Source organism: Williamsia herbipolensis (assembly GCF_000964005.1).
In the GTDB taxonomy this organism is placed as follows: Bacteria; Actinomycetota; Actinomycetes; order Mycobacteriales; family Mycobacteriaceae; genus Williamsia_A; species Williamsia_A herbipolensis.
The window spans coordinates 259,197-277,868 of sequence record NZ_JXYP01000011.1 but is presented as its reverse complement, the minus strand read 5'-3'; the positions used below and the strand labels follow the sequence as shown (position 1 = coordinate 277,868).

The 18,672-nt window shown below is 69.1% G+C and carries 20 protein-coding genes; 5 read left to right on the top strand and 15 right to left on the bottom strand.

All coding sequences use genetic code 11. The features are described 5' to 3' along the window. Positions 1–232 precede the first annotated feature (232 nt). From TU34_RS05375 to TU34_RS05365, 3 genes are all read right to left on the bottom strand, one after another. Entirely contained in the window at positions 233–1,558 is a 1,326-nt protein-coding gene (locus TU34_RS05375; RefSeq protein WP_082079876.1) for an HNH endonuclease, read from the bottom strand. A 144-nt stretch (positions 1,559–1,702) separates the two neighbouring features. Then, positions 1,703–2,590 carry an alpha/beta fold hydrolase gene (locus TU34_RS05370; protein ID WP_045821788.1) on the bottom strand — a complete coding sequence of 296 codons (888 nt, stop codon included), beginning with the start codon at positions 2,588–2,590 and terminating at the stop codon, positions 1,703–1,705. Positions 2,591–2,597: 7 nt separating this feature from the next. Beyond that, positions 2,598–3,080, bottom strand: a complete 483-nt coding sequence (locus tag TU34_RS05365) for an anthrone oxygenase family protein (protein ID WP_238981172.1) — start codon at positions 3,078–3,080, stop codon at positions 2,598–2,600. A 67-nt stretch (positions 3,081–3,147) separates the two neighbouring features. Between TU34_RS05365 and TU34_RS05360 the strand changes: the two genes are divergently transcribed. Both TU34_RS05360 and TU34_RS05355 read left to right on the top strand, forming a co-directional pair. After that, positions 3,148–4,098, top strand: a complete 951-nt coding sequence (locus tag TU34_RS05360) for an AraC family transcriptional regulator (protein WP_045821787.1) — start codon at positions 3,148–3,150, stop codon at positions 4,096–4,098. Between the two features lie 52 nt (positions 4,099–4,150). After that, on the top strand, positions 4,151–5,587 hold the full coding sequence (locus TU34_RS05355) for an acyltransferase (protein ID WP_045821786.1): 1,437 nt from the start codon (positions 4,151–4,153) through the stop codon (positions 5,585–5,587). 10 nt (positions 5,588–5,597) lie between these two features. Here the strand turns inward: TU34_RS05355 and TU34_RS05350 are convergent, their stop codons facing one another. From TU34_RS05350 to TU34_RS05330, 5 genes are all read right to left on the bottom strand, one after another. Further along, positions 5,598–6,551 (bottom strand): SGNH/GDSL hydrolase family protein, encoded by a 954-nt coding sequence (locus TU34_RS05350; protein WP_045821785.1) that lies wholly within the window; start codon positions 6,549–6,551, stop codon positions 5,598–5,600. A gap of 71 nt (positions 6,552–6,622) precedes the next feature. Then, positions 6,623–7,591 carry an arsenic resistance protein gene (locus tag TU34_RS05345; RefSeq protein ID WP_045821848.1) on the bottom strand — a complete coding sequence of 323 codons (969 nt, stop codon included), beginning with the start codon at positions 7,589–7,591 and terminating at the stop codon, positions 6,623–6,625. A 52-nt stretch (positions 7,592–7,643) separates the two neighbouring features. Next, positions 7,644–8,426 (bottom strand): VOC family protein, encoded by a 783-nt coding sequence (locus TU34_RS05340; RefSeq protein WP_045821784.1) that lies wholly within the window; start codon positions 8,424–8,426, stop codon positions 7,644–7,646. A gap of 37 nt (positions 8,427–8,463) precedes the next feature. Further along, positions 8,464–9,408 (bottom strand): esterase/lipase family protein, encoded by a 945-nt coding sequence (locus TU34_RS05335; protein WP_045821783.1) that lies wholly within the window; start codon positions 9,406–9,408, stop codon positions 8,464–8,466. Next, the gene (locus TU34_RS05330; protein WP_238981171.1) at positions 9,378–10,394 is read right to left on the bottom strand and encodes an esterase/lipase family protein; all 1,017 of its coding nucleotides are present in this window, start codon (positions 10,392–10,394) and stop codon (positions 9,378–9,380) included. Before TU34_RS05330 ends, TU34_RS05335 begins: the two co-directional genes overlap by 31 nt. A 66-nt stretch (positions 10,395–10,460) precedes the next feature. Here TU34_RS05330 and TU34_RS05325 point away from each other — a divergent pair, with 66 nt between their 5' ends. Both TU34_RS05325 and TU34_RS05320 read left to right on the top strand, forming a co-directional pair. Continuing rightward, entirely contained in the window at positions 10,461–10,973 is a 513-nt protein-coding gene (locus tag TU34_RS05325; RefSeq protein ID WP_045821782.1) for an RNA polymerase sigma factor, read from the top strand. Continuing rightward, entirely contained in the window at positions 10,970–12,244 is a 1,275-nt protein-coding gene (locus tag TU34_RS05320; RefSeq protein WP_045821781.1) for a VOC family protein, read from the top strand. The genes TU34_RS05325 and TU34_RS05320 overlap by 4 nt, the downstream gene beginning before the upstream one ends. Here TU34_RS05320 and TU34_RS22260 read toward each other — a convergent pair. Genes TU34_RS22260 through TU34_RS05290 form a run of 6 tightly spaced genes read right to left on the bottom strand, consistent with a single transcriptional unit; the run spans position 12,241 to position 16,753 of the window. Then, positions 12,241–12,609 carry a VOC family protein gene (locus TU34_RS22260; RefSeq protein ID WP_150116399.1) on the bottom strand — a complete coding sequence of 123 codons (369 nt, stop codon included), beginning with the start codon at positions 12,607–12,609 and terminating at the stop codon, positions 12,241–12,243. The genes TU34_RS05320 and TU34_RS22260 overlap by 4 nt on opposite strands. Before the next feature lie 38 nt (positions 12,610–12,647). Next, positions 12,648–12,836, bottom strand: coding sequence for a ferredoxin (locus TU34_RS05310; protein WP_045821780.1), 189 nt, complete (start codon positions 12,834–12,836; stop codon positions 12,648–12,650). Positions 12,837–12,849: 13 nt separating this feature from the next. Continuing rightward, positions 12,850–14,253 carry an aldehyde dehydrogenase family protein gene (locus TU34_RS05305; RefSeq protein ID WP_045821779.1) on the bottom strand — a complete coding sequence of 468 codons (1,404 nt, stop codon included), beginning with the start codon at positions 14,251–14,253 and terminating at the stop codon, positions 12,850–12,852. A 12-nt stretch (positions 14,254–14,265) separates the two neighbouring features. Next, the gene (locus tag TU34_RS05300) at positions 14,266–15,057 is read right to left on the bottom strand and encodes a coniferyl-alcohol dehydrogenase (RefSeq protein ID WP_045821845.1); all 792 of its coding nucleotides are present in this window, start codon (positions 15,055–15,057) and stop codon (positions 14,266–14,268) included. 2 nt (positions 15,058–15,059) lie between these two features. Then, a complete protein-coding gene (locus tag TU34_RS05295; protein WP_045821778.1) occupies positions 15,060–16,316 on the bottom strand; it encodes a cytochrome P450 in 1,257 nt (418 codons plus the stop codon). Positions 16,317–16,348: 32 nt separating this feature from the next. Next, positions 16,349–16,753 carry an SCP2 sterol-binding domain-containing protein gene (locus tag TU34_RS05290; RefSeq protein ID WP_045821777.1) on the bottom strand — a complete coding sequence of 135 codons (405 nt, stop codon included), beginning with the start codon at positions 16,751–16,753 and terminating at the stop codon, positions 16,349–16,351. Between the two features lie 73 nt (positions 16,754–16,826). On the opposite strand from TU34_RS05290, the gene TU34_RS05285 reads away from it, so the two are divergent. After that, complete coding sequence (locus TU34_RS05285; protein ID WP_045821776.1) at positions 16,827–17,396, top strand: TetR/AcrR family transcriptional regulator; 570 nt, start codon at positions 16,827–16,829, stop codon at positions 17,394–17,396. On the opposite strand, the gene TU34_RS05280 is transcribed toward TU34_RS05285, so the two are convergent. Further along, a complete protein-coding gene (locus TU34_RS05280; RefSeq protein ID WP_045821775.1) occupies positions 17,385–18,668 on the bottom strand; it encodes a M18 family aminopeptidase in 1,284 nt (427 codons plus the stop codon). The genes TU34_RS05285 and TU34_RS05280 overlap by 12 nt on opposite strands. Positions 18,669–18,672: the final 4 nt, after the last annotated feature.

Here is an 18,672-nt window from a genome sequence, read left to right as displayed (position 1 = left end):
TCAGGCCCATTCGATCAGCGATCGATCGGATCAGCACGGTTCCCGCATGCCCAATCACGCCACGCCCACCAGATGTGACCGACAAGCCCGATGACCACGATGTACTCTTCACCTACGGAGTGCCTCCCAGTTCGGAAAAATGTTGACTTCAGCAATCACCATTATCCCTGCTGGACAGGCACTTCCGTCATTTCACACGCCGAACGACCTCAACTCTCGTGAACAATCCGGGCTAAGCAGCGTCGAGTAGCGCTCGGAGCTGTTGTTCGATGAGGCTGACGGGTTGATCGTGGTGGCCCGGTGGTGCGGGCGCACGGGAGAGGTGGCTGTGCCCGGTGGGTGTGGTGACGGTCGAGGTGTGGCGAGTGGTGTCGGTGTGATCTGCGGTGGTCATTTGCCAACCGGGATTCTGTTTGGCCCGGTTATGGGCCAGGCACATCCCGCCGCCGTTGGCGGCTGAGGTGTCACCACCTCGTGAGTGTGGGTCGGCGTGGTCGTATTCGGCGATCGGGGCATCACAATAGGGAATCCGACACGATTCGTCACGCAGGTCGAGGAACAGTTTCAGCCCGGTCGGGAACAGGCGCGCGGTGGAGTCCATCGCGACCAGCGCGCCACTCGACGGAGCCTTGTACAGGCGCCGCAGTGTGGTGGCCGCGTCAGCGTCGAGACTGGTGGCCACCATGTCGCGGGCGGTGTCGGCGGGGATCGGGCCGTACCCGGTCACATGGGCAGCCGCACCGTTGCTTCCGAGGAGCACCTCATCGGACATCACGACGCTCACCGCCACCGGCAGCGCATCGACCGTCGCCGCACCGGTCACCCGTTCGACGAGGGCATCGGCCATCACCTGCGCGTGCGTGCGGTCATCGGCACCGACGGTGGCGTCGGCGTGTTTCTTCAGTGACGCGTACACCGAGATCCCGGATACCAGCGGCAGCAGCGCCGACAGCCGCACCATCCCGTCCGGTGCCGGCCGGGTCGACACGCGGCGATCCTTCGCTGCCTGGGCGTGCCGGTCGACGACGGCCTGCGGGTCGAGTTCGTAGGCAAGCCGCTTCACCTCGGCGTCCAACGCCCGATCCCCGACACCCTCGAACACCGACACGTCGGCACACAACCGGCGGTCGATCTCGCCGCGATCACGCGGGGTGAGGTGTGCGGTCTCCCGCACGAGAATGGTCGCCCGCCACTCGGTGAGCGCACCAGCCGCCAACGCCGCACGCGTGTGCGGCATCTCGCGCATCAGCGCTCGCGCCAACCCGAGATATCGACCACCGGCAGACCCCGACGCCTTACGTGCCAACGCCACCTCGGCCGCCAGTCCTCGACCCTGCCGCGCCACCGGCACACCCGCTGCGGACTCGGCCTCGCGGCGAAGTTCTTCCAGTCGCATCGTCTCGACCGCCTGCGCTGCAGCACATCCCGCCTTGATCGCCTCGAGAACGGCGATGCGATCGATCGATTCTGTCTCGTCACCGGCAGCGGGGAGGTCAGACAGCGAGGACAGGAAGGATTGCAGCACAGCTGTTGTCGCTTCCCCATCCCCGTCGCTCATGTGTTCGATACTACCGGCCGCCACCGACAACGGCCACCGCCGCCCGACGTCTGTGGACAACCGAAAAACACGAATACCGTTTATCCACAATCAGTTCGGCGTGCTTGTCATCTGGTCCACCACCCTCGTCTGCCGACATCCCGGTCACAGCAGGACGCGCACCGCATCGGCGAAGAGGCTGGGCAGTTCCTGGGGTGGGTTGTGTCCGCAGTCGAGGCGGCGGACGTCGCGGAGGTCGGTGAAATGCGCGGCGTGGTCGCGGGAGGAGGCGGAAAGGGCCTCGATGGGATCCTCGGTGGCCTCGACGACGACGGTCGGTACGTCGATCGTTCCCGGACGGGCGATCTCGGCCTCGGTGGCGTCGTAGGCGGGATCACCGTCGACGAGGCCGTAGCGATGGCGGTAGGAGTGCACCACGACGTCGACGAAGTCGGGATTGTCGAAAGCCTCAGCAGATGAGGCGAATTCGGAGTCGCCGAACCGCCACGTCGGCGACCACTCGGTCCACAGCAGTTGCGCGATCTCCGAGCGGTACTCGGCGAGCCCTGCCCGACCGCGTTCGGAGTGCAGGTAGTACTGGTACCAGGCGCGGCGCTCGAGAGCAGGCGGCGCCGGGGTCGTCGAGGCGGTCGCGATGTCCTGGACGTTATAGCCGCCGACCGTGATCAACCCTGACACCGACTCGGGCCACAGCAGCGACACCAGACATGCGGCGCGTCCTCCCCAGTCGTAGCCCGCGACCAGCGGCCGCTCCAGCTCGAGGGCGCCGATGAGGTCGCGCAGATCGTGGGCCAGCGCCGCCTGCTGTCCCGAGCGGACGACGTCCGGCGACACGAATCGCGTGGGGCCGTATCCCCGCAGGTAGGGCACCACGACATCGGCGCCGACGTCGGTGAGGCGTTCGATCACATCGTCGAAGCTGCGCGGGCTGTACGGGAAGCCATGGGCGAGAACGACTGCGCGGCCTCCGGGGGCACCGTGCCGTTCGTAGGCGACATCGAGGACTCCGGCCCTGATCTGTTCGGTGGGCATGACCCCACTATGCCCGGCCGGCCACCAGTCCTGTTGCGAGCACGACGAACCCCGCGGTGTGGAGCACCGCGCGCAGCGTGTTCCATCGCACCCAGGCCGTCTCGAAGGCCGCCCGCGCGCTGTCGGCGTCGACACCGGACGCCGCCGCCAACCGGTCGTTGAGCGGGATGTTCGCGGCGAGGGTGACGATCATCCCCGCCAGGTAGAGCGCCGCCGCGGCGATCGCCCAGGGTCCGATCGACTGCCCACGACTCAGCCACGCCGCGGCTGCGGCGACCACCAGTCCCCCGAAGAAGAGCAGCAGGAACACCGGGTTGACGATCGCGACGTTGATCTTCTGCATCGCCGCCACCAGGGTGCGGTCGTCGGTGCGGTGCAGACCGGGCATCACCGCGTAGGCGAAGGCGCAGAACAGGCCGGACGAGCCCGGAGGTCGTGACGCCGAGGACGAGGAGTGCGTCGGTGATGCGTGCTGTGGTTGCCATGGCAACGATTCCACCCGACCCGGATGGCACAGAACATGGTCAGACGAGCCGTGAACATGTTCAATCGTCCTCATGGACTCGATGTCGGGGCTGCTGGACGGCCCGCGCACCCAGAGCGCGTTCCTGCTGCGGGTGGTGATGACCTCGCCGTGGTCGCTGCGGGTGCGCGACGAGGCGCCCCTGACGGTCGTGGTGCTGACCACCGGCGCGGTGACCATCACCTACGACGACGGGACGCGACTGCGGGCGAGCGCCGGCGACATCGTGATCCTGCGTGGACCGGATCCGTACGTGTTCGCCGACCACACCGACAGCGACCGCACCGCCCTGACCGCGGTGATCCATCCCGACGGCGTCTGCCGTACCGAGAACGGCGCCACCCTGCCCGATCACATGTCCCTGGGTGTCCGGACGTGGGGAAATGCACAACCCGGGCACCACCCCGACGCCGAGATGCTCATCGGCACCTACGCCGTGGAGGGCGAGGTCAGCGCGCGTCTGCTCGATGCGGTCGACCGCGCGACGGTGATCCCGGGCGCCGACAACCCGCTGACCGCGGTCCTCGACGACGAGATGGGCCGCGAGGCACCCGGCCAGGAAGCGGTGCTCAACCGGCTGCTCGATCTCGTGCTGGTGACGGGACCGCGATCGTGGTTCGACCGGCCCGACGCACCGACCCCTCGGTGGTACGCCGCGCAGTCCGATCCCGTTGTGGGAGTGGCGTTACGGCTGATCGCCCACAACGTCGCACACCCGTGGACCGTGACGACCCTCGCCGCCACGGCCGGGATGTCGCGGTCGGCGTTCTCGCGCCGGTTCACCGAGCTCGTCGGGACCGCACCGATGACCTATGTGACGCAGTGGCGACTCACGCTGGCCGCCGATCTGTTCGCCGATCCCACGCGGACGCACGAGTCGGTGGCCCACGAGATCGGGTACGGGAGCGCGTTCGCGCTGAGCACCGCGTTCACCCGGCAGCGGGGCGTCAGCCCGCGGGAGTTCCGGCGACACCTGAGCTCCTGAGGCGTGGCTCGCCCGGCACACACAGGATCGCGCAGTATCGTCTCGGTTCATCATGGCTTCTCCCACTGACGTCCCGTCGGGTCGCACACCCCCCGACACGGACACCACCGACCCGGACCCGACAACCGCCGCCGACCCCGCCGAACCGGTGGAGGTCGCGGCACCGCCGGTCACGCGGGACAAGCACCTGCATCAGATCGACCTGGTCCGCCTGGTCACCTTCGGTGGCGTCATCCTCGACCACGTCATGCTCGGCGTCGCGGCACCGGCCAACGTCGCGGCCGGAGCCATCGAGACGCTGCTCCGCTACACCCGCTACGGCTTCTTCGCGCTCACCGGCTTCGTGCTGACCTACCAGTACCGCAATCGCGAACTGAACGCGTGGCCGTTCTGGCGTCGGCGCTACAAGCTGATCGGCCTGCCGTTCCTGGTGTGGAGCCTTCTGTACTGGCTTTATGGCCACTACCTCGGCGGCGGGCTCACCGGGATCGCCGACACCGTGGCATCGCTCGACGCGGCCCGGCTGGCGGCCAAGAGCCTCGTCTACGACCTCATCACCGGCAGCGCCTGGTACCACCTGTACTTCCTGTCGGTGAGCATGCAGATCTACGCGATCTTCCCGGCGCTGCTGTGGGTGATGCGCAAGACCTGGGGCTACCACCGCTACCTCCTGGTCGCGAGCTTCGCGTTCCACTCGGTGCTGCTCTACCTGATGGTGCGACCGCAGCACGGTTTCCTGGTCGAGGGACCCGTCGGTGTGCTGTGGCGGCACCTCGAGATCACCCTGCTCCCCTACCAGTTCTTCATCCTCTCGGGCGCTCTCGCCGCGATGCACTTCGAGGCGTTCAGCCGATTCACGAAGCGGTTCCGGTGGGCGGTGCTCGGCGTCGGCGCGATCGTCATCGCGGCCACGCTGATCTACTTCCTGGAGCTGATCGACCGCGGCGAGTCGATGTTCCGCGCGACCAACGTGTTCATGCTGCACAACACGTTCGCCTACATCGCGATCATCGCGATGCTCTATTGCATCGGAACCATCTGGCAGGAACGACGCCGGGCAGGGTCGATCGCGGCGCGGTTCATGCGCACCGCCGCCGACCGCTCGTTCGGCATCTATCTCGCCCACGCGGTGGCGTTGAGCGTGGTGCAGCCGACGGTGCTCGAGGACATCCACGCACCCACGGGCCTCGAGATCGTGCTGGCCTACGCCGCGGTCGTCGCGATGACGATCGCCATCGTCGAGGTGTTGCGTCGCAGTCCGATCAGCCTCATCACCACCGGGCGCAGCACCCTCGACTGGCGCACCCAGACGCCGGCCAAATCACTGCCGGTGGGCGTGCTGACGATGGCCGCGGGCCTCGCCGTGCACTGCACCTTCTCGCCGCTGGCGGGGTCGGCCCTGTTCGGGACCGGCCTGCTGCTCACGGCGTCGTCGGCGTGGGTGCTGCTCAAGCAGCGCCGCTCGGACGACATCCCTGCCGCGGCCTGACCGCGATCGGTCAACTCGGCATCGTGGCGCGACGGAGCCCCGAGGTCTCGAGCGCGTCGAGAACCAGCGAGGCCATCGCCTCGCGTCCCTCGGCGTTCGGGTGGTACGGCAGGGGCAGGCGGAAGCCGTACACCCAGGGCGACGCCGAACACGCCGTGTGATCGGCGCCGGCGGCCGCGGCGTTGACGAGGGTCGCACCCGACGCCTCCGCAGCGGCACGCGTCGTCGCGGTCAGGGCGGCGAAGGTGTCGGCGGTCTGGCGCGCCTGCAGCGGGTCGAGGGGGATCACCGGGCATGTCGTCGCCTGCGCGTCGAGCACCGGCAGATAGTCGACGATCATGATCACCGCGCGCGGGGCACGGGCCCGCACGGCGTCGACCAGTCGGATCATCGACGCGCGCAGGCGGTCGTAGTCGCCGGGCGTCGGTGGTGGCGCCGGCCGTCCGGGCCGACACCTCTTGCCGTCGAGCTTGACCGGCTCGGCCAGCGCGTTCGTGCAGCTGATCTCGGTGAGACGTCCGATGTAGCGCAGGTCGTTGCCGCCGGTGGTGATGGTGACCAGCTCGGTGTCGGGGTGCACGGCGTCGATCTGCGGCTCCGACGCCCGGCCGGGCTGCGCTCGATCGAGGATGTCGGGGATGGTCGAACCGGAGCACGTCACGTCGGTCAGGTCGGCGCGCCAATCGGCGGCGACCCGGTGCGGGTAGTCGTCGCGGCTGCGCAGGCAGCGGGCGTCGATCAGGTCGCCGACGTCGGGTCCCGCGGCATAGGAGCTTCCCAGGGCGACGTAGCGCAGCGGGCCCTCGGCGGTGACGCTGCGCGGCATCGGCGACATCGCCTCGTCGTCGGTCGTCGAATCCGACGTCGACCATCCGACCGCGGTCGCCACCAGCGCGGCCACCCCGACGATCGCCGTCAGCGAGGCCGCTGTGCGCAGCCAGCGCCGTCGCGTTCCCGGACCCACGTCGATGTCCCCTCCACCTTCTCCCGCACCCGGAGGACCGGGCGTCCACACCACGAACGCGGAACATCTTCTCATGCGCCGATGACGGCAGCGTGCTTCGCCGAGCCGCCGATCAGCAGAGGGACGATCCGCACGTAGATCACCATCCCGAGCAGTTCCACGAGTGTCTGGGTGACCACGACCGCAGGCGTCAGATCGAGGTCGGCCGGCAACGCGACGGCGAGCGGCAGGACCACCAGCGAGTTGCGGGTCGCTCCCGAGAACACCAGCGCACGGCTCGCGGCCACGTCGTATCGGGCGATCCGGGCGACACCGGCGCCGAGGAACGGCATCACGATCAGGAAGGCGACGAACAGCAGCGCCGCAGGCACCAGCGACGACCACCGGTCGGCGACTTCATCGATCTGGGAGACGACCACGACCGCGAGGGTGACCATCATGATCGGCACCATCGCCGCCGCCATCGCCGATGTGACGACCCGACCCGCCCGCCGTCTGCGGGCGACCGACTGGGTGATGCCGGCGAGCACCAGCGGCACCACGATGAGCAGCACGAACGCCTCGGCGAACGGGGCGATGTCGATCACGTCGACGATGTCGGACCCGACGAAGGCCCAGAGGTACAGCGGCAACAGCAACAGCTGGAGCAGCATCAGCAGCGGTGCCGCGGCGAGCAGACGGTCGGACGCGCCGCCGGCCAGCCCGCTGAAGACGATCACGTAGTCGATGCACGGCGTGAGCAGCACCAGCAGCGCGCCGATCAGGACCGGTCGGTCGTCGGCCACCACGCGGGTCAGCGCGAACACGACCGCGGGAACCACCACGAAGTTGAGGACGACCACCCCGAGCAGGAAGCGGCCGTCGCGGACCGCGGCGCCGATCCGTCCGAACGGGACGGCGAGGAACGTGGCGTAGAGCAGGACGATCAGCACCGGGGTCACGGCGTGACCCGCCACCGGGCCGACGCCGGGGACGGCCAGGCCCACCACCGCGCCGCAGGCGAGTGCGGCGAGATAGAGCGGGATCTGGAACCGCTCCATCGCTGCGACCGTCACGGACGCCGAGGATAGCGAACACGGGGTCGACCTCCGCTCAGTGCAGCATCGACACCACGTTGCCGGAGGGGTCGGCGAACCACACGATGTCGGGGCCCATGCCCACCTGCCGACCGCGCATGATGCCCTTGTCGTCGCACGGCATGCCCGGGTAGCGCAGGATGGCGACGCCGCGGCCCACGAGATCGTCGACGGCGGAATCGATGTCGGCCACCGGGATGTTCAGCACGGTGTGCGAGGCGGGACGGTGATCGTCGCTCGGGTACACCAGCACGCGTGTGCGGCGGTCGAGGTGCAGCGTCAGCATCCCGGAGTCCGATCGCGCCACACGGAGCCCGAGGACGTCGCCGTAGAACACCGCGGCCGCGTCGACGTCGCGGACGGCGAACCCGCTGAAGGGCGTCATCGACGCCTCCTGCGCGTCGCGCACCATGGCCTCGCTCAGCGCGATGATCTGGACGAGGTTGCCGTCGGGGTCGGTCGCGGTCCCGAACCAGCTGCCGTTCCGGTCCTCGACGGGGGCGAGCCACCCGTGGCCGAGCTCGTCGACGCGGGCCGCCGTCGCGTGGATGTCGTCGACCTCGAGATTGAGGATGAGGCGCGCGGGTTCGCGCGCCGGGCCGGTGACGTCGTCGCGGGCGTCGATCATCAGGTAGAAGCCGTCCAGATCGACGGAGTAGACGACCGGTTCACCGGGGTCATATCCGGGTTCGTCCCCGACGTGCTCGATCGCGGCGTCGAACACCGACGCGTACCAGTCACGGAGTCGGGCGGGATCGTCGCTGGAGAGCAGTGCGCTGGAGATCGTTGCTGTGGCCATACCGGTACTGACTCGGCGGGCGGGCCGAACTCATCGGTCAACCGGGCAGGCCCGGGGCCACCGGCACGCACGGGACGGGCACCGGATGGGCGGGATCGAGCGCGGTGCGCACGAGGGCCGCGGTCCGCGGCGACGACACCAGCGACAGATGGTCGGAGTGGTCGGCGGCGCAGGTGTCCTGCACCACGATGTTGGTGGTGCGCGGTCCGGGGACGAAGCCGTCGGTCCAGGGCTCCACGATGCCGTCGAGGCGGGTCATGATGTTGGTGTAGGTGACCCCCGGCGCGTACGGGGTGCCGCCGGCGTTGATCTGTCGCATGAACGGGCTGCCGTACTGCTCCTCGGCGCACTCCGGGCACGGCAGGACCGTCTTCGGGTTCAGTCCCAGTGCGCGCGTTGCCGATTCGAGATGCAGGTAGGGCGTCTGGTCCTGACCCTTCCAGTACGGGGCGAGCGAGACGTATCGGTTCACGAACTGCGCGCCACCGAGGTACCGCACGTACCACTCGGGCATGAGCGTTCCCTCGGAGTGACCGACGAGGTCGATTTTCGCCGCACCGGTGGCCGACCGCACCCGGTCGACGAACGAGGCGAGCTGCCGCGCGCTGGGGATCATGCTGGTGAGCCCGCCCAACTGGTTCAGCGGATAGGGCGTGCCCGGCAGCGCACCGTAGGTCAGCGCGAACACGCAATATCCGGCGTTGTGCAGCACCGGCCCGAGCGTCGCCCAGTTGGTCTGGCGGTTGCCGCCGGTGCCGTGCACCAGGATCACCGGTTCGGGGTGCGCCGCAGTCGGCCGACAGCCGAAGTCGTTGGTACCGGGCAACGAGCCGCCGGGGTTCGCGAGTTCCGCGCGGGCACCGGCGAAGAAGTCGTAGGTGACCGGGAGTGGGGCGGCGGTCGCCGGTGTCGCGACGCCTGCGAGGGCGATCAGCAGTGTCGCGAGAGCGGTCAGCCGAAGAACGGCGGGACGAACACGCATGGCACCTCCTCGGTGTGGTCGGGATCGAGTGCGTTGAGGACGTGTCGCGCCGACCGGGGCGACCCGCATATGCCGAGATGGTCGCAGAAATCCTGGGTGCAGTTGCTCTGGACCACGATGTTGGTGACGTCCTGGTCGTCGGCCGTCGCCGGCAGCTGGCCGCTGGTGTACGGGCGGACGAACTCGTCGAAGCGTGTCGAGATGTTGGTGTAGCGGATCCCCGGGACGTAGGGCCCGCCGTCGGCGTTCATGTGGGCCAGGAAGGCCGACCCGATCGTCATCTGCGACACCGCGCGGCACGGCAACACCTTGAGCGGCTCGATGCCCAGACGCAGGTCGACCGTGTGCAGCAGACCGGCCCCGAAGGCACTCGTGCCCTCCCACAGCGGTGCGAGTGACACATACCTGTCGATCTTGTCGGCCCCGCCGAGGAACTTCGCGTAGTGGTTCGGCACGAGCGTGCCCTGCGAGTGACCGACGATGTCGACCTTGTCGGCACCGGTCGAGGCCAGCACCCGGTCGATGAAGTCACCGAGTTCGGCGGCGCTGTCCTCCATCGCCGTCATCCCACCCATCGCCGACAGCGGCCACGGCAGATGGGGTAGCGCGCCGTAGGTGAGGGTGAACACCGCATAGCGCTCGGCGGTGAGGAGGGGGACATAGGTGCCCCAGTTGGTCTGGCCGCCCCCGCCGGTGCCGTGGACGAGGATCACCGGGCTCGGGTGGGCGGGGTCGACGGCCTCGTCCCACCGGTTCGCTCCCGGCAGCGCGCCGCCGGGGTTGGCGATCTCGGGGCCGATGCCCGAGAAGAAGTTGTAGGCGATCTTCTGCCGCTCGTGGGCGCTGTTCGGCGGCGCCGGGTTGTCGATCTCCTGATCGGGGGCCAGCACGCCGACGTCGTCGGTGGAACGCGTGAGCAGCCCGCCGACCCGCAGTGGGATGGTCATCGCGTCGCCGAGCAGTCGGATCAACGGACCGTGCGCCACGCGGCCCAGATTACGGGTCGCCTCCGATTCCGCCGGATTTCCGCGCCGCCCGACGACTATGGGGATGTGAGTGTCGGATCGGGCGCGGGCGCGCTCCTCGAGATCTACGACGACGCGGTGCCGGTCGTCTACGGATACCTCCTGCGGCGGTGTCGTGACACCGCCGTGGCCGAGGACCTCACCTCGGAGACGTTCCTCGCCGCGATGGACGCCGCGCGAAGGGGTGCGATGCCGTCGGCGGGCACCGCGTGGTTGGTCGGCGTCGCCCGCCACAAGCTCGCCGATCACTGGCGTCGCTCCGCGCGGACCGCGACACCGGTCGCCGACGTACCCGAGACCGTCCACGACGGCTGGGACGCCGAACTCGACCGTCTGGTCGCCGAACACGTGCTCGCCCGGCTCACGCCGCTGCACCGGGCGGTGCTCACCCTGCGCTACGTCGACGACCTGACCGTCGCCGACTGCGCCGAGCACCTGGGCCGGACCGTGTCGGCGACCGAGGCCCTGCTGACCCGCGCGAAGCGCGACTTCCGCGCCCACTATCCGGGCGCCCCGACCGCGAGAGGAGGCGTGTCGTGACCACCCATTTCGAGGGCCGTGATCCGTTCGCCGTCCTGCGCGCCGACGACACACCGCTCGACCCGTCGACGGACTTCCGCCGCCGGTTGCGAAGCCGCCTCGAACAGGGCGCCGCCCTCCCGGAAGGAATCGACATGTCCATCACCCTCGACGAGACCCCCTCGGCCACAGCCGGTTCCCCTGTCGTGGAGCGACCGGGCGCGCTGCCGTACCTCACCGTCGGTGACGGACGTGCCGCGATCGAGTGGTACACTGGCGTCCTCGGTGGTCGCCTGCGCGGAGAGCCGATCACGATGGACGACGGGTCGGTGGGCCACGCCGAGATCGAGATCGGCGGTGGCGTGGTGTATCTCGCCGAGACCTCCCCCGATCTCGGGTTGGCCGCGCCGGCGCCGGGAGCGGTGTCGGTGAGCCTGATGCTCGCGGTGCCCGACACCGATCGGGCGGTCGCCGCGGCCCGGGCGGGTGGGGCGACGGTGCAGCGGGAACCCTACGAGGGCCACGGATCCCGCACCGGAGCGATCATCGACCCGTTCGGACATCGGTGGATGCTCACGGGCCCGACACGATCGCAGGCCGTCTCGCGGGCGCGCCGCGGCGACCTGATCTACCCGTCGCTGTGCGTGCCCGACGTCGAGGCCGCGGTGCGCTTCTACGGCGCGGTGCTCGGCTGGCGGTACGACCCCGAGACCCGTCAGGTCACGAACCTTCGTCACCGGCTGGGCATCTCGAGCCTGGGTGACCTGCGCACCGTGTTCTGCGTGTACGCCGTCGACGATCTCGACACCACCCGTGCGGCGATCGTCGCGGCCGGGGGCCGCGATGTCACCGAGCCCGGCGGGCACCCCGGGTCGCTCGACGCCGTCGACGATCAGGGCACCCGGTTCGCGGTGTACGTCCCCGACGTCGACGAGCCGCGGGGCGCGCTGCACCCGTCGGGACACGGCGAGCTCACCTACCTCACCGTCGAGACCCCCGACAGCGGTGTGCTCCGCGATTTCTACGGGTCGGTCCTCGGGTGGGAGTTCACCGCGGGTCGCATCGACGACGGCTGGGAGGTCGACGACGCCCGACCGCAGATCGGGATCGCGGGAGGTGCACGGACGCACGCGGCCGTCGCGATGTGGGCGGTCGACGACATCGACGGTGCCGTCGCCCGCGTCCGACAGGCCGGTGGCGAGGTGATCTCGGAACCCGAGCGGATGCCGTACGCGACCGTCGCGGAATGCCGCGACGATCAGGGCGTGCGGTTCTACATGGGGCAGTACTAGTCGGGTTCGATCAACCCGATCACGTTGCCCTCGGGATCCACCGCGTCGCAGTGCGTGGCCCCACGGAACGACCACTGGGTCGACGCGGGCGCGACCGTGCCGCCCGCGGCGGTGATGCGCTCGCGTGCCGTGACGAGGGAGTCCACCTCGACGGTCAGCTTGATCGCCGTCTCGCTGCGACGCGGGGCGGGCACGGCGGACGGTGTCGCATCAGGTGAACGGACAAGCGTGACGAGACCCGCCGACGACGCCATACCGCGGTAGCCCTCGCCGTGGTCGACGTCGGTCCAGCCCAGGCAGTCGGCGTAGAACCGCTGCATACCGTCCAGATCGGACACGTAGATCACCGCGCCGGCGAGGTTCATGTCGGCAGGATACGAGACCGCGCCGCCGCGGTGGCGGATCACTCGATCAAGGTCAACGCCTGGGTGGGGCATTCGCTGATCGCCCGGCGCACGCTGTCGACGTTCGCCTCGACAGCGGCGTCGTCGACCTGCACCTCGCCGGAATCCGCGAGCTCGAACACCGCCGGCGCCGCCATCTCGCAGTTGCCCGACGCACAGCAGATGTCCCGATCGACCGTCACGTGCACGACCGTTCCCCTCTCAGAGCATCCGGCGCAGCAGCTTGACCGCGCGGTCGCTGTACGGCGGATAGATGAGCGACAGATCGGGTTTCGTCGGCTTGGCCAGCACCGCCTTGCGGTGACTGAGCGCCTCGAAACCCCATCGGCCGTGGTAGGCGCCCATGCCGCTCGCGCCGACGCCGCCGAACGGGAGACTGGGGATCAGGCAGTGCATCGCGATGTGGTTGACCACCGCGCCACCCGACGGGATGGCGTCGATCATCTTCTGCCCCAGCGCCTTCGACGACGTGAAGACGTAGCTCGCGAGCGGCTTCGGGCGTGCGTTGACGAAGGCGATCGCAGCGTCGGGTGAGTCGACGGTGAGGATTGGCAGGATGGGCCCGAAGATCTCGTTCTCCATCACGGCGTCGTCGGGGTCGGGGTCGACGACCACGGTCGGCTCGATGCGGAGGTTCTCGCGGTCGACGCCGCCACCGAGCGCGATGCGACCCGTCGTGGCGTCGAGATAGGCCGACAGCCGGTCGAATTGGCGGGCGTTGACGATCTTGACCGTCGGCTCGGTCTTGTCGGCACGGAACTCGGCGATGGTCTCGCCGATCTTGCGCACCAGTTCGTCGACCACCGATCGGTCGGCCAGCACGTAGTCCGGCGCGATGCAGGTCTGGCCGGAGTTCAGCAGCTTGGTCCAGGCGATCCGGCGAGCGGTGACGTCGAGGTCGGCATCGGCGGCGACGTAGACGGGGCTCTTGCCGCCGAGTTCGAGGGTCACCGGGGTGAGCGTGGGGGCCGCGGCGGCCATGATCTTCTTGCCGACCTCGGTGCCACCGGTGAACACGGCGTGGTCGAAGCCCATGGCGAGGAGGTCCTGTGTGGTCGACGCATCACCCTCGATCACCCGGAGGGCCTTCGTGTCGAGGTACTGCGGCACGATGCGCGCCAGCAGCTCTGACGACGCGGGCGCCATCTCCGAGGGCTTGAGCACCGCACAGTTGCCGGCCGCGATCGCCGCGACCAGGGGGCCGAGGGTGAGGTACACGGGGTAGTTCCACGGGCCGATCACGAGCACCACGCCGAGCGGCTCGTACTGCACCCAGCCCCTCGCGGGCAGCTGCGCCAGGGGCAGCGACTGCTTCTGTCGCTTCATCCACTTCTTCAGGTTCTTGCGGGCGTAGGTGGCCTCGCCCTTGGTCGAGGCGATGTCGCCGAGCCACGCGTCGAACCCGGCGCGACCGAGGTCGGCGTCCAGCGCGGCGACGATGTCGGATTCACACTCGTCGAGCATCCGCTCGAGGGCTTCCAACTGTCCTGTGCGCCAACCGATGTCTCGGGTCACCCCGGAGGCGTGGTACCGGCGTAGCTCGGAGAGCACCGTCGGGTCGACCGGTTCGACGACGGGTGTGGTGGGGAGGGTGGGTGCAGCCATGGTGGGTCCTTCTCAGATCTCGGGTGCCGGTACGACGCCGGTCAGGATGCCCCCGCTGAGACCGCCGTCGACGACCAACCCGTGGCCGTTGATCCAGCGTGCGGAGTCGGTGACCAGGAAGATGATCGCGTCGGCGATGTCGTCGGGCTGGGCGTGTCGGCCCAGCAGACCCCGGACGCCGTCGAGATTATCTTTGCCCATCGACTCCTCGAAGTCGGGCAGAATCGGCGTTTCCACAGGTCCGGGCAGTACCGCGTTGATGCGCAGCCCCATCTCCACCAGGGCCAACGACATCGACATCGCGTAGACCGTGGCGACCTCCTTGGAGAAGTTGTAGGCGTTGCCCTCCTGCGGGTGGGCCTTGAACCAGGCGGCGCCCTCGTCGAAGGTGTCGGTGGCCAGAAGGTCACGCACGGCCTCGAGTCGGAGCGGCCAGTTCGACCCGGCGATCGACGAGACCACCACGATGGAGCCGCCCGACCGCAGACGCTCGAACATCGCCTCGGTGAGGTGCCGCACCGCGAGTGCGTTCACCGCGAGGACGAGGTCGCTCGGTGCGGTGCCGGGGATGCCCGCGACGTTGATCAGACCGTCGAACTCGCCGTCGAGCTGTTCGACCGCGGCGTCGATGCTGCGCGGGTTCGCGAGATCGACCTCGATGTGCGAGGTGACCGCCGCGGTGGGGGTGTTGCGGTCGAGACTGTGCACGAGCGCGCCCGCGTCGAGGAGCTTGGTGGCCACCACGTGACCGATGCCCGACGCCGTCCCGGTGACGACGAAACTCTTTCCGGCCAGGTCGATCACGATCACTTCTCCAGGGTGTAGGGCAGGGATCGGACGGCGTGGACGAAGTTGCCCACGAGGTACTCGGGGTCGCCGAGGGTGAGCCCGGGTGCACGGGACAGCAACTGGCCGAACAGTTCTCGCAGCTGCGTCTTCGCCAGGAAGGCACCCATGCAGTAGTGCGGTCCACCACCGCCGAACCCGAGATGCGGGTTGGGCGACCGTGTGAGGTCGAACGAGTCCGGGGAGTCGAAGACCTCGTCGTCGCGGTTGCCGGAGGGGTAGAGCAGCAGCAGCCACTCGCCGGCCTTGATCTGCTGCCCTCCGAGTTCGGTGTCGACGACGGCGGTGCGCCGGAACGTCATCACCGGGGTCGCATACCGGACGAACTCCTCGAGCGCGGTGGCGGCGGTGCCCTCGAAGTCGTCGGCCAGCAGTGCACGTTGGTCCGGATTGTCCTGCAGCGCGCGGGCCACGAGGCTGATGGTGTTGCGGGTGGTGTCGTTGCCGGCGACCGACAGGAGCACGAAGAACGCCGCGATCTCCTCGTCGGTGAGGTGCTCGCCGTCGACCTCGGCCTCCACCAGGTTGGTCATCAGGTCGTCGCGGGGATCGGCGCGGCGCGCCTCGGCGAGATCGAGGGCCAGGCCGAGGAGGGCCACCAGCGACTCGTTGAGGACCTCGCCGGGTTCGCGGCCCGCGGCGACGTCGGGATCGTTCCACGAGACCATGCCGTCGGCGTGGTGCGCGGCCTCCTCGCGGTGCTCGGCGGGCAGGCCCATCATCTCGTAGATGGTCCACATCGGCAGTCGCTTGGACACCTGGGCCACGAAGTCACCCGAGTCGGTGGCCAGGAGATCGTCGACGATGGTGCGGGCCTGGTTCTCGATCTGCTCGGTGATCGCCGCGACACGACGAGGGGTGAACGCCGCACTCACCAGCCGCCGCAGCAGCGAATGTCGCTTGCCGTCCATGGCGAGGAACGACATCGCCGCCTCGAGCATCTCCTCGGGCACCTCCTCGACCATCACGCCCTGTCCGGAGGTGAACAGTTCGGGGTGCTTGGACACGTAGGCGATGTCGGCGTGACGCGCGACCGCCCAGATACCCGGCTGCTCGGGTGGGATGAGCGCACCCTCGACCGGCGGATGCCAGCTCACGGGCGCCTCGGCGCGCAGGCGGGCAAAGGTCGCCTCGCGGTCGGCGGCGGTGCCGGCCCAGAACGACAGCGGCGAGATGGTGTCGGGATGGAAGGTGCGATCGGCGGTGGGTGCGCTCATGGTGGTCTTTCTGGAGAGTGCTGGGGGTGGGGTCAGACGAGCAGATCGTCGCGGCCGTCGGCGGTGAGGCGCTCGATGTAGGTGGGGAACAACTTCTTCGACAGCGGTGCGATCTCCAGCAGCGACGCGACGTTGCCCTCGACCTTGATCTTCTTCTTCGCCATGGCCATCGGGAGGTTCACCTTCCCCTGCCAGTAGGCGTTGCCGACGTCGGCGGTCATCGACATCGTCGCGACCGGTTGCGGGGCGCCGTCTCGGCCGTTGTGGACCGATCCCGTGGTGGTGTCGATGACCAGATGCGTCTCGGGCTCGCTAAAGTCGAACTCGAGCACGATGCCGGTCTCGGCCAGCTTGGGGCCCAGCTCGGCGTCGGCGAAGGCGGTCTCGAAGATGCCCCCGATGTAGGTGGCGACCTCGTCGGAACTGCGGAAACTCACGTCGACCTCCGGTTGATTGTGGTGGCGTGGGTCACACTAACATAAGTCAACTTATGGCGTCTAGGCTGAGTGGGTGGTATCGACGACCTCGCGCCAGGCGTACCTGGAGACCGGATTGGGGGTCCTGGCCGACCAGGGCTACGGCGGACTCAAGCTCGCCGAGGTCTGTCGCCGCCTCGGGGTGACCTCGGGCAGCTTCTATCACTTCTTCGCCAACTGGGGCACCTACACCGGCGAGCTCATCACGCACTGGCACACCGAGAGCACCACGCTGCTGGTGGAAGGTGTTCGCGCCCAGTCGGATCCACGCGCGCGGATCGATGCGCTGCGGGCGATCGGACTGTCGCTGCCGTACCGCGCGGAGGCCGCGATCCGCACGTGGAGCAGCCTCGACCCCGAGGTGAAGGCCGTGCAGCAGGAGGTCGACGCGCAGCGCATCGCCGCCCTGTCGGACGCCGCGTTCGACATCCTCGGCGACCGCCGTGGCGCGGACATGTTCGCGAAGTGGTCGTTGTACCTGCTCATCGGCTACGAGCAGATCACCCTCCCCGACGATCCCGATGCCCTCGCGTGGCTGTTCAGCCGCGCCGAGCAGGCCCTGATCGGCGGCGAGCTCCGCGGGATCGACGCGTCAAACGGGTGACAGGAACGCCTGCAGCGCAGCCGAATACAAGGTGATGTCGGCGGCACCCATGAGTTCACGCGCGCTGTGCATGGCGAGCTGCGGGGCGCCGACGTCGACGGTCGACAGACCGGTCCGCGTCGCGGTGATCGGCCCGATCGTCGATCCGCACGGCAGGTCGGCGCGGTGCACGTACCGCTGCAGCGGCACACCGGCCTGCTCACACGCCAGCGCGAACAGGGCCTCGCCGCCGGCGTCACTGGCGTAGCGCAGGTTCTGGTTCACCTTCAGCACGGGGCCACCGTTGACCGCGATGCGGTGGGCGGGCTCGTGACGGTCGGGGTAGTTCGGATGCGTGGCGTGGGCCATGTCGCCGGAGACACACACGCTCGAGGCCATCGTGCGGAGGAACTCCGAACGGTCGCCGCCGCGCCCGGCCACGACCCGTTCCAGCGTCGAGATCAGGAGGTCCGATGCCGCCCCGCGATCCGACGCGCTGCCGACCTCCTCGTGGTCGAACAGCGCGAGAACGCGGGTGTGGGCCGCACCGGTCGCGCCGTCGAGCAGGGCGCGCAGACCGGCGTAGCAGGTGCCCTGGTTGTCCAATCGGGGGGCACTGATCAGGTCACCGTCGGCGCCGACGACCGCGCCCGGCGCCAGATCGTGGGTCATCAACTCCCAGCCGAGGACCTCGGCGGCATCGACATCGGCTCGCGCACAGACGGTCTCGAGGAACGTGCGGCTGTCGCCGGTGTCGACGCCCCACACCGCGTTGACGTGTCGCTGCGGGTCGAGGGTGACGCCTTTGCGGTCCTCGGACAGGTGGATGGCGAGCTGCGGCACCCGCAGGATCGGGTCGTCGACGCGGATGAGTCGCTGCTCGATCGTGCTGCCGCGGCGGATCGCCACGCGCCCGGACAGACCCAGGTCGCGGTCGAGCCAGGAGTTCAGCCACGCCCCGCCGTAGGGCTCGAGACCGACCATCCGCAGGCCCGCCGAGCGCAGTTCGGGGTGCTGCTTGAGGCGCAGGTTGGGGCTGTCGGTGTGACCTCCGATGATGCGGAACGCGGGGCCGGCGTCGCGGGCGTCCCAGGCGATCAGCGACCCGCCGCGGATCACGAAGTGCGCACCGGGTTCGGTGGGCCAGGCGTGCGCCTCGTGGAGTTCGGTGAAGCCGGCGTCGCGCAGATGCGTTGCCGCCGTGGCACACACATGGAACGGCGACGGGGAGGCGTCGACGAAATCGCACAGCCCCTGCGCGGTCGCCGTGGTGGTGATCGCGGTGTCGGCCATGGGG

Coding starts and splice junctions, on each gene's coding strand:
- TU34_RS05375 (WP_082079876.1), bottom strand. CDS start 1,558: ATGAGCGACGGGGATGGGGAAGCGACAACAGCTGTGCTGCAATCCTTC.
- TU34_RS05370 (WP_045821788.1), bottom strand. CDS start 2,590: ATGCCCACCGAACAGATCAGGGCCGGAGTCCTCGATGTCGCCTACGAA.
- TU34_RS05360 (WP_045821787.1), top strand. CDS start 3,148: ATGGACTCGATGTCGGGGCTGCTGGACGGCCCGCGCACCCAGAGCGCG.
- TU34_RS05355 (WP_045821786.1), top strand. CDS start 4,151: ATGGCTTCTCCCACTGACGTCCCGTCGGGTCGCACACCCCCCGACACG.
- TU34_RS05345 (WP_045821848.1), bottom strand. CDS start 7,591: ATGGAGCGGTTCCAGATCCCGCTCTATCTCGCCGCACTCGCCTGCGGC.
- TU34_RS05340 (WP_045821784.1), bottom strand. CDS start 8,426: ATGGCCACAGCAACGATCTCCAGCGCACTGCTCTCCAGCGACGATCCC.
- TU34_RS05335 (WP_045821783.1), bottom strand. CDS start 9,408: ATGCGTGTTCGTCCCGCCGTTCTTCGGCTGACCGCTCTCGCGACACTG.
- TU34_RS22260 (WP_150116399.1), bottom strand. CDS start 12,609: ATGAACCTCGCCGGCGCGGTGATCTACGTGTCCGATCTGGACGGTATG.
- TU34_RS05305 (WP_045821779.1), bottom strand. CDS start 14,253: ATGGCTGCACCCACCCTCCCCACCACACCCGTCGTCGAACCGGTCGAC.
- TU34_RS05295 (WP_045821778.1), bottom strand. CDS start 16,316: ATGAGCGCACCCACCGCCGATCGCACCTTCCATCCCGACACCATCTCG.
- TU34_RS05280 (WP_045821775.1), bottom strand. CDS start 18,668: ATGGCCGACACCGCGATCACCACCACGGCGACCGCGCAGGGGCTGTGC.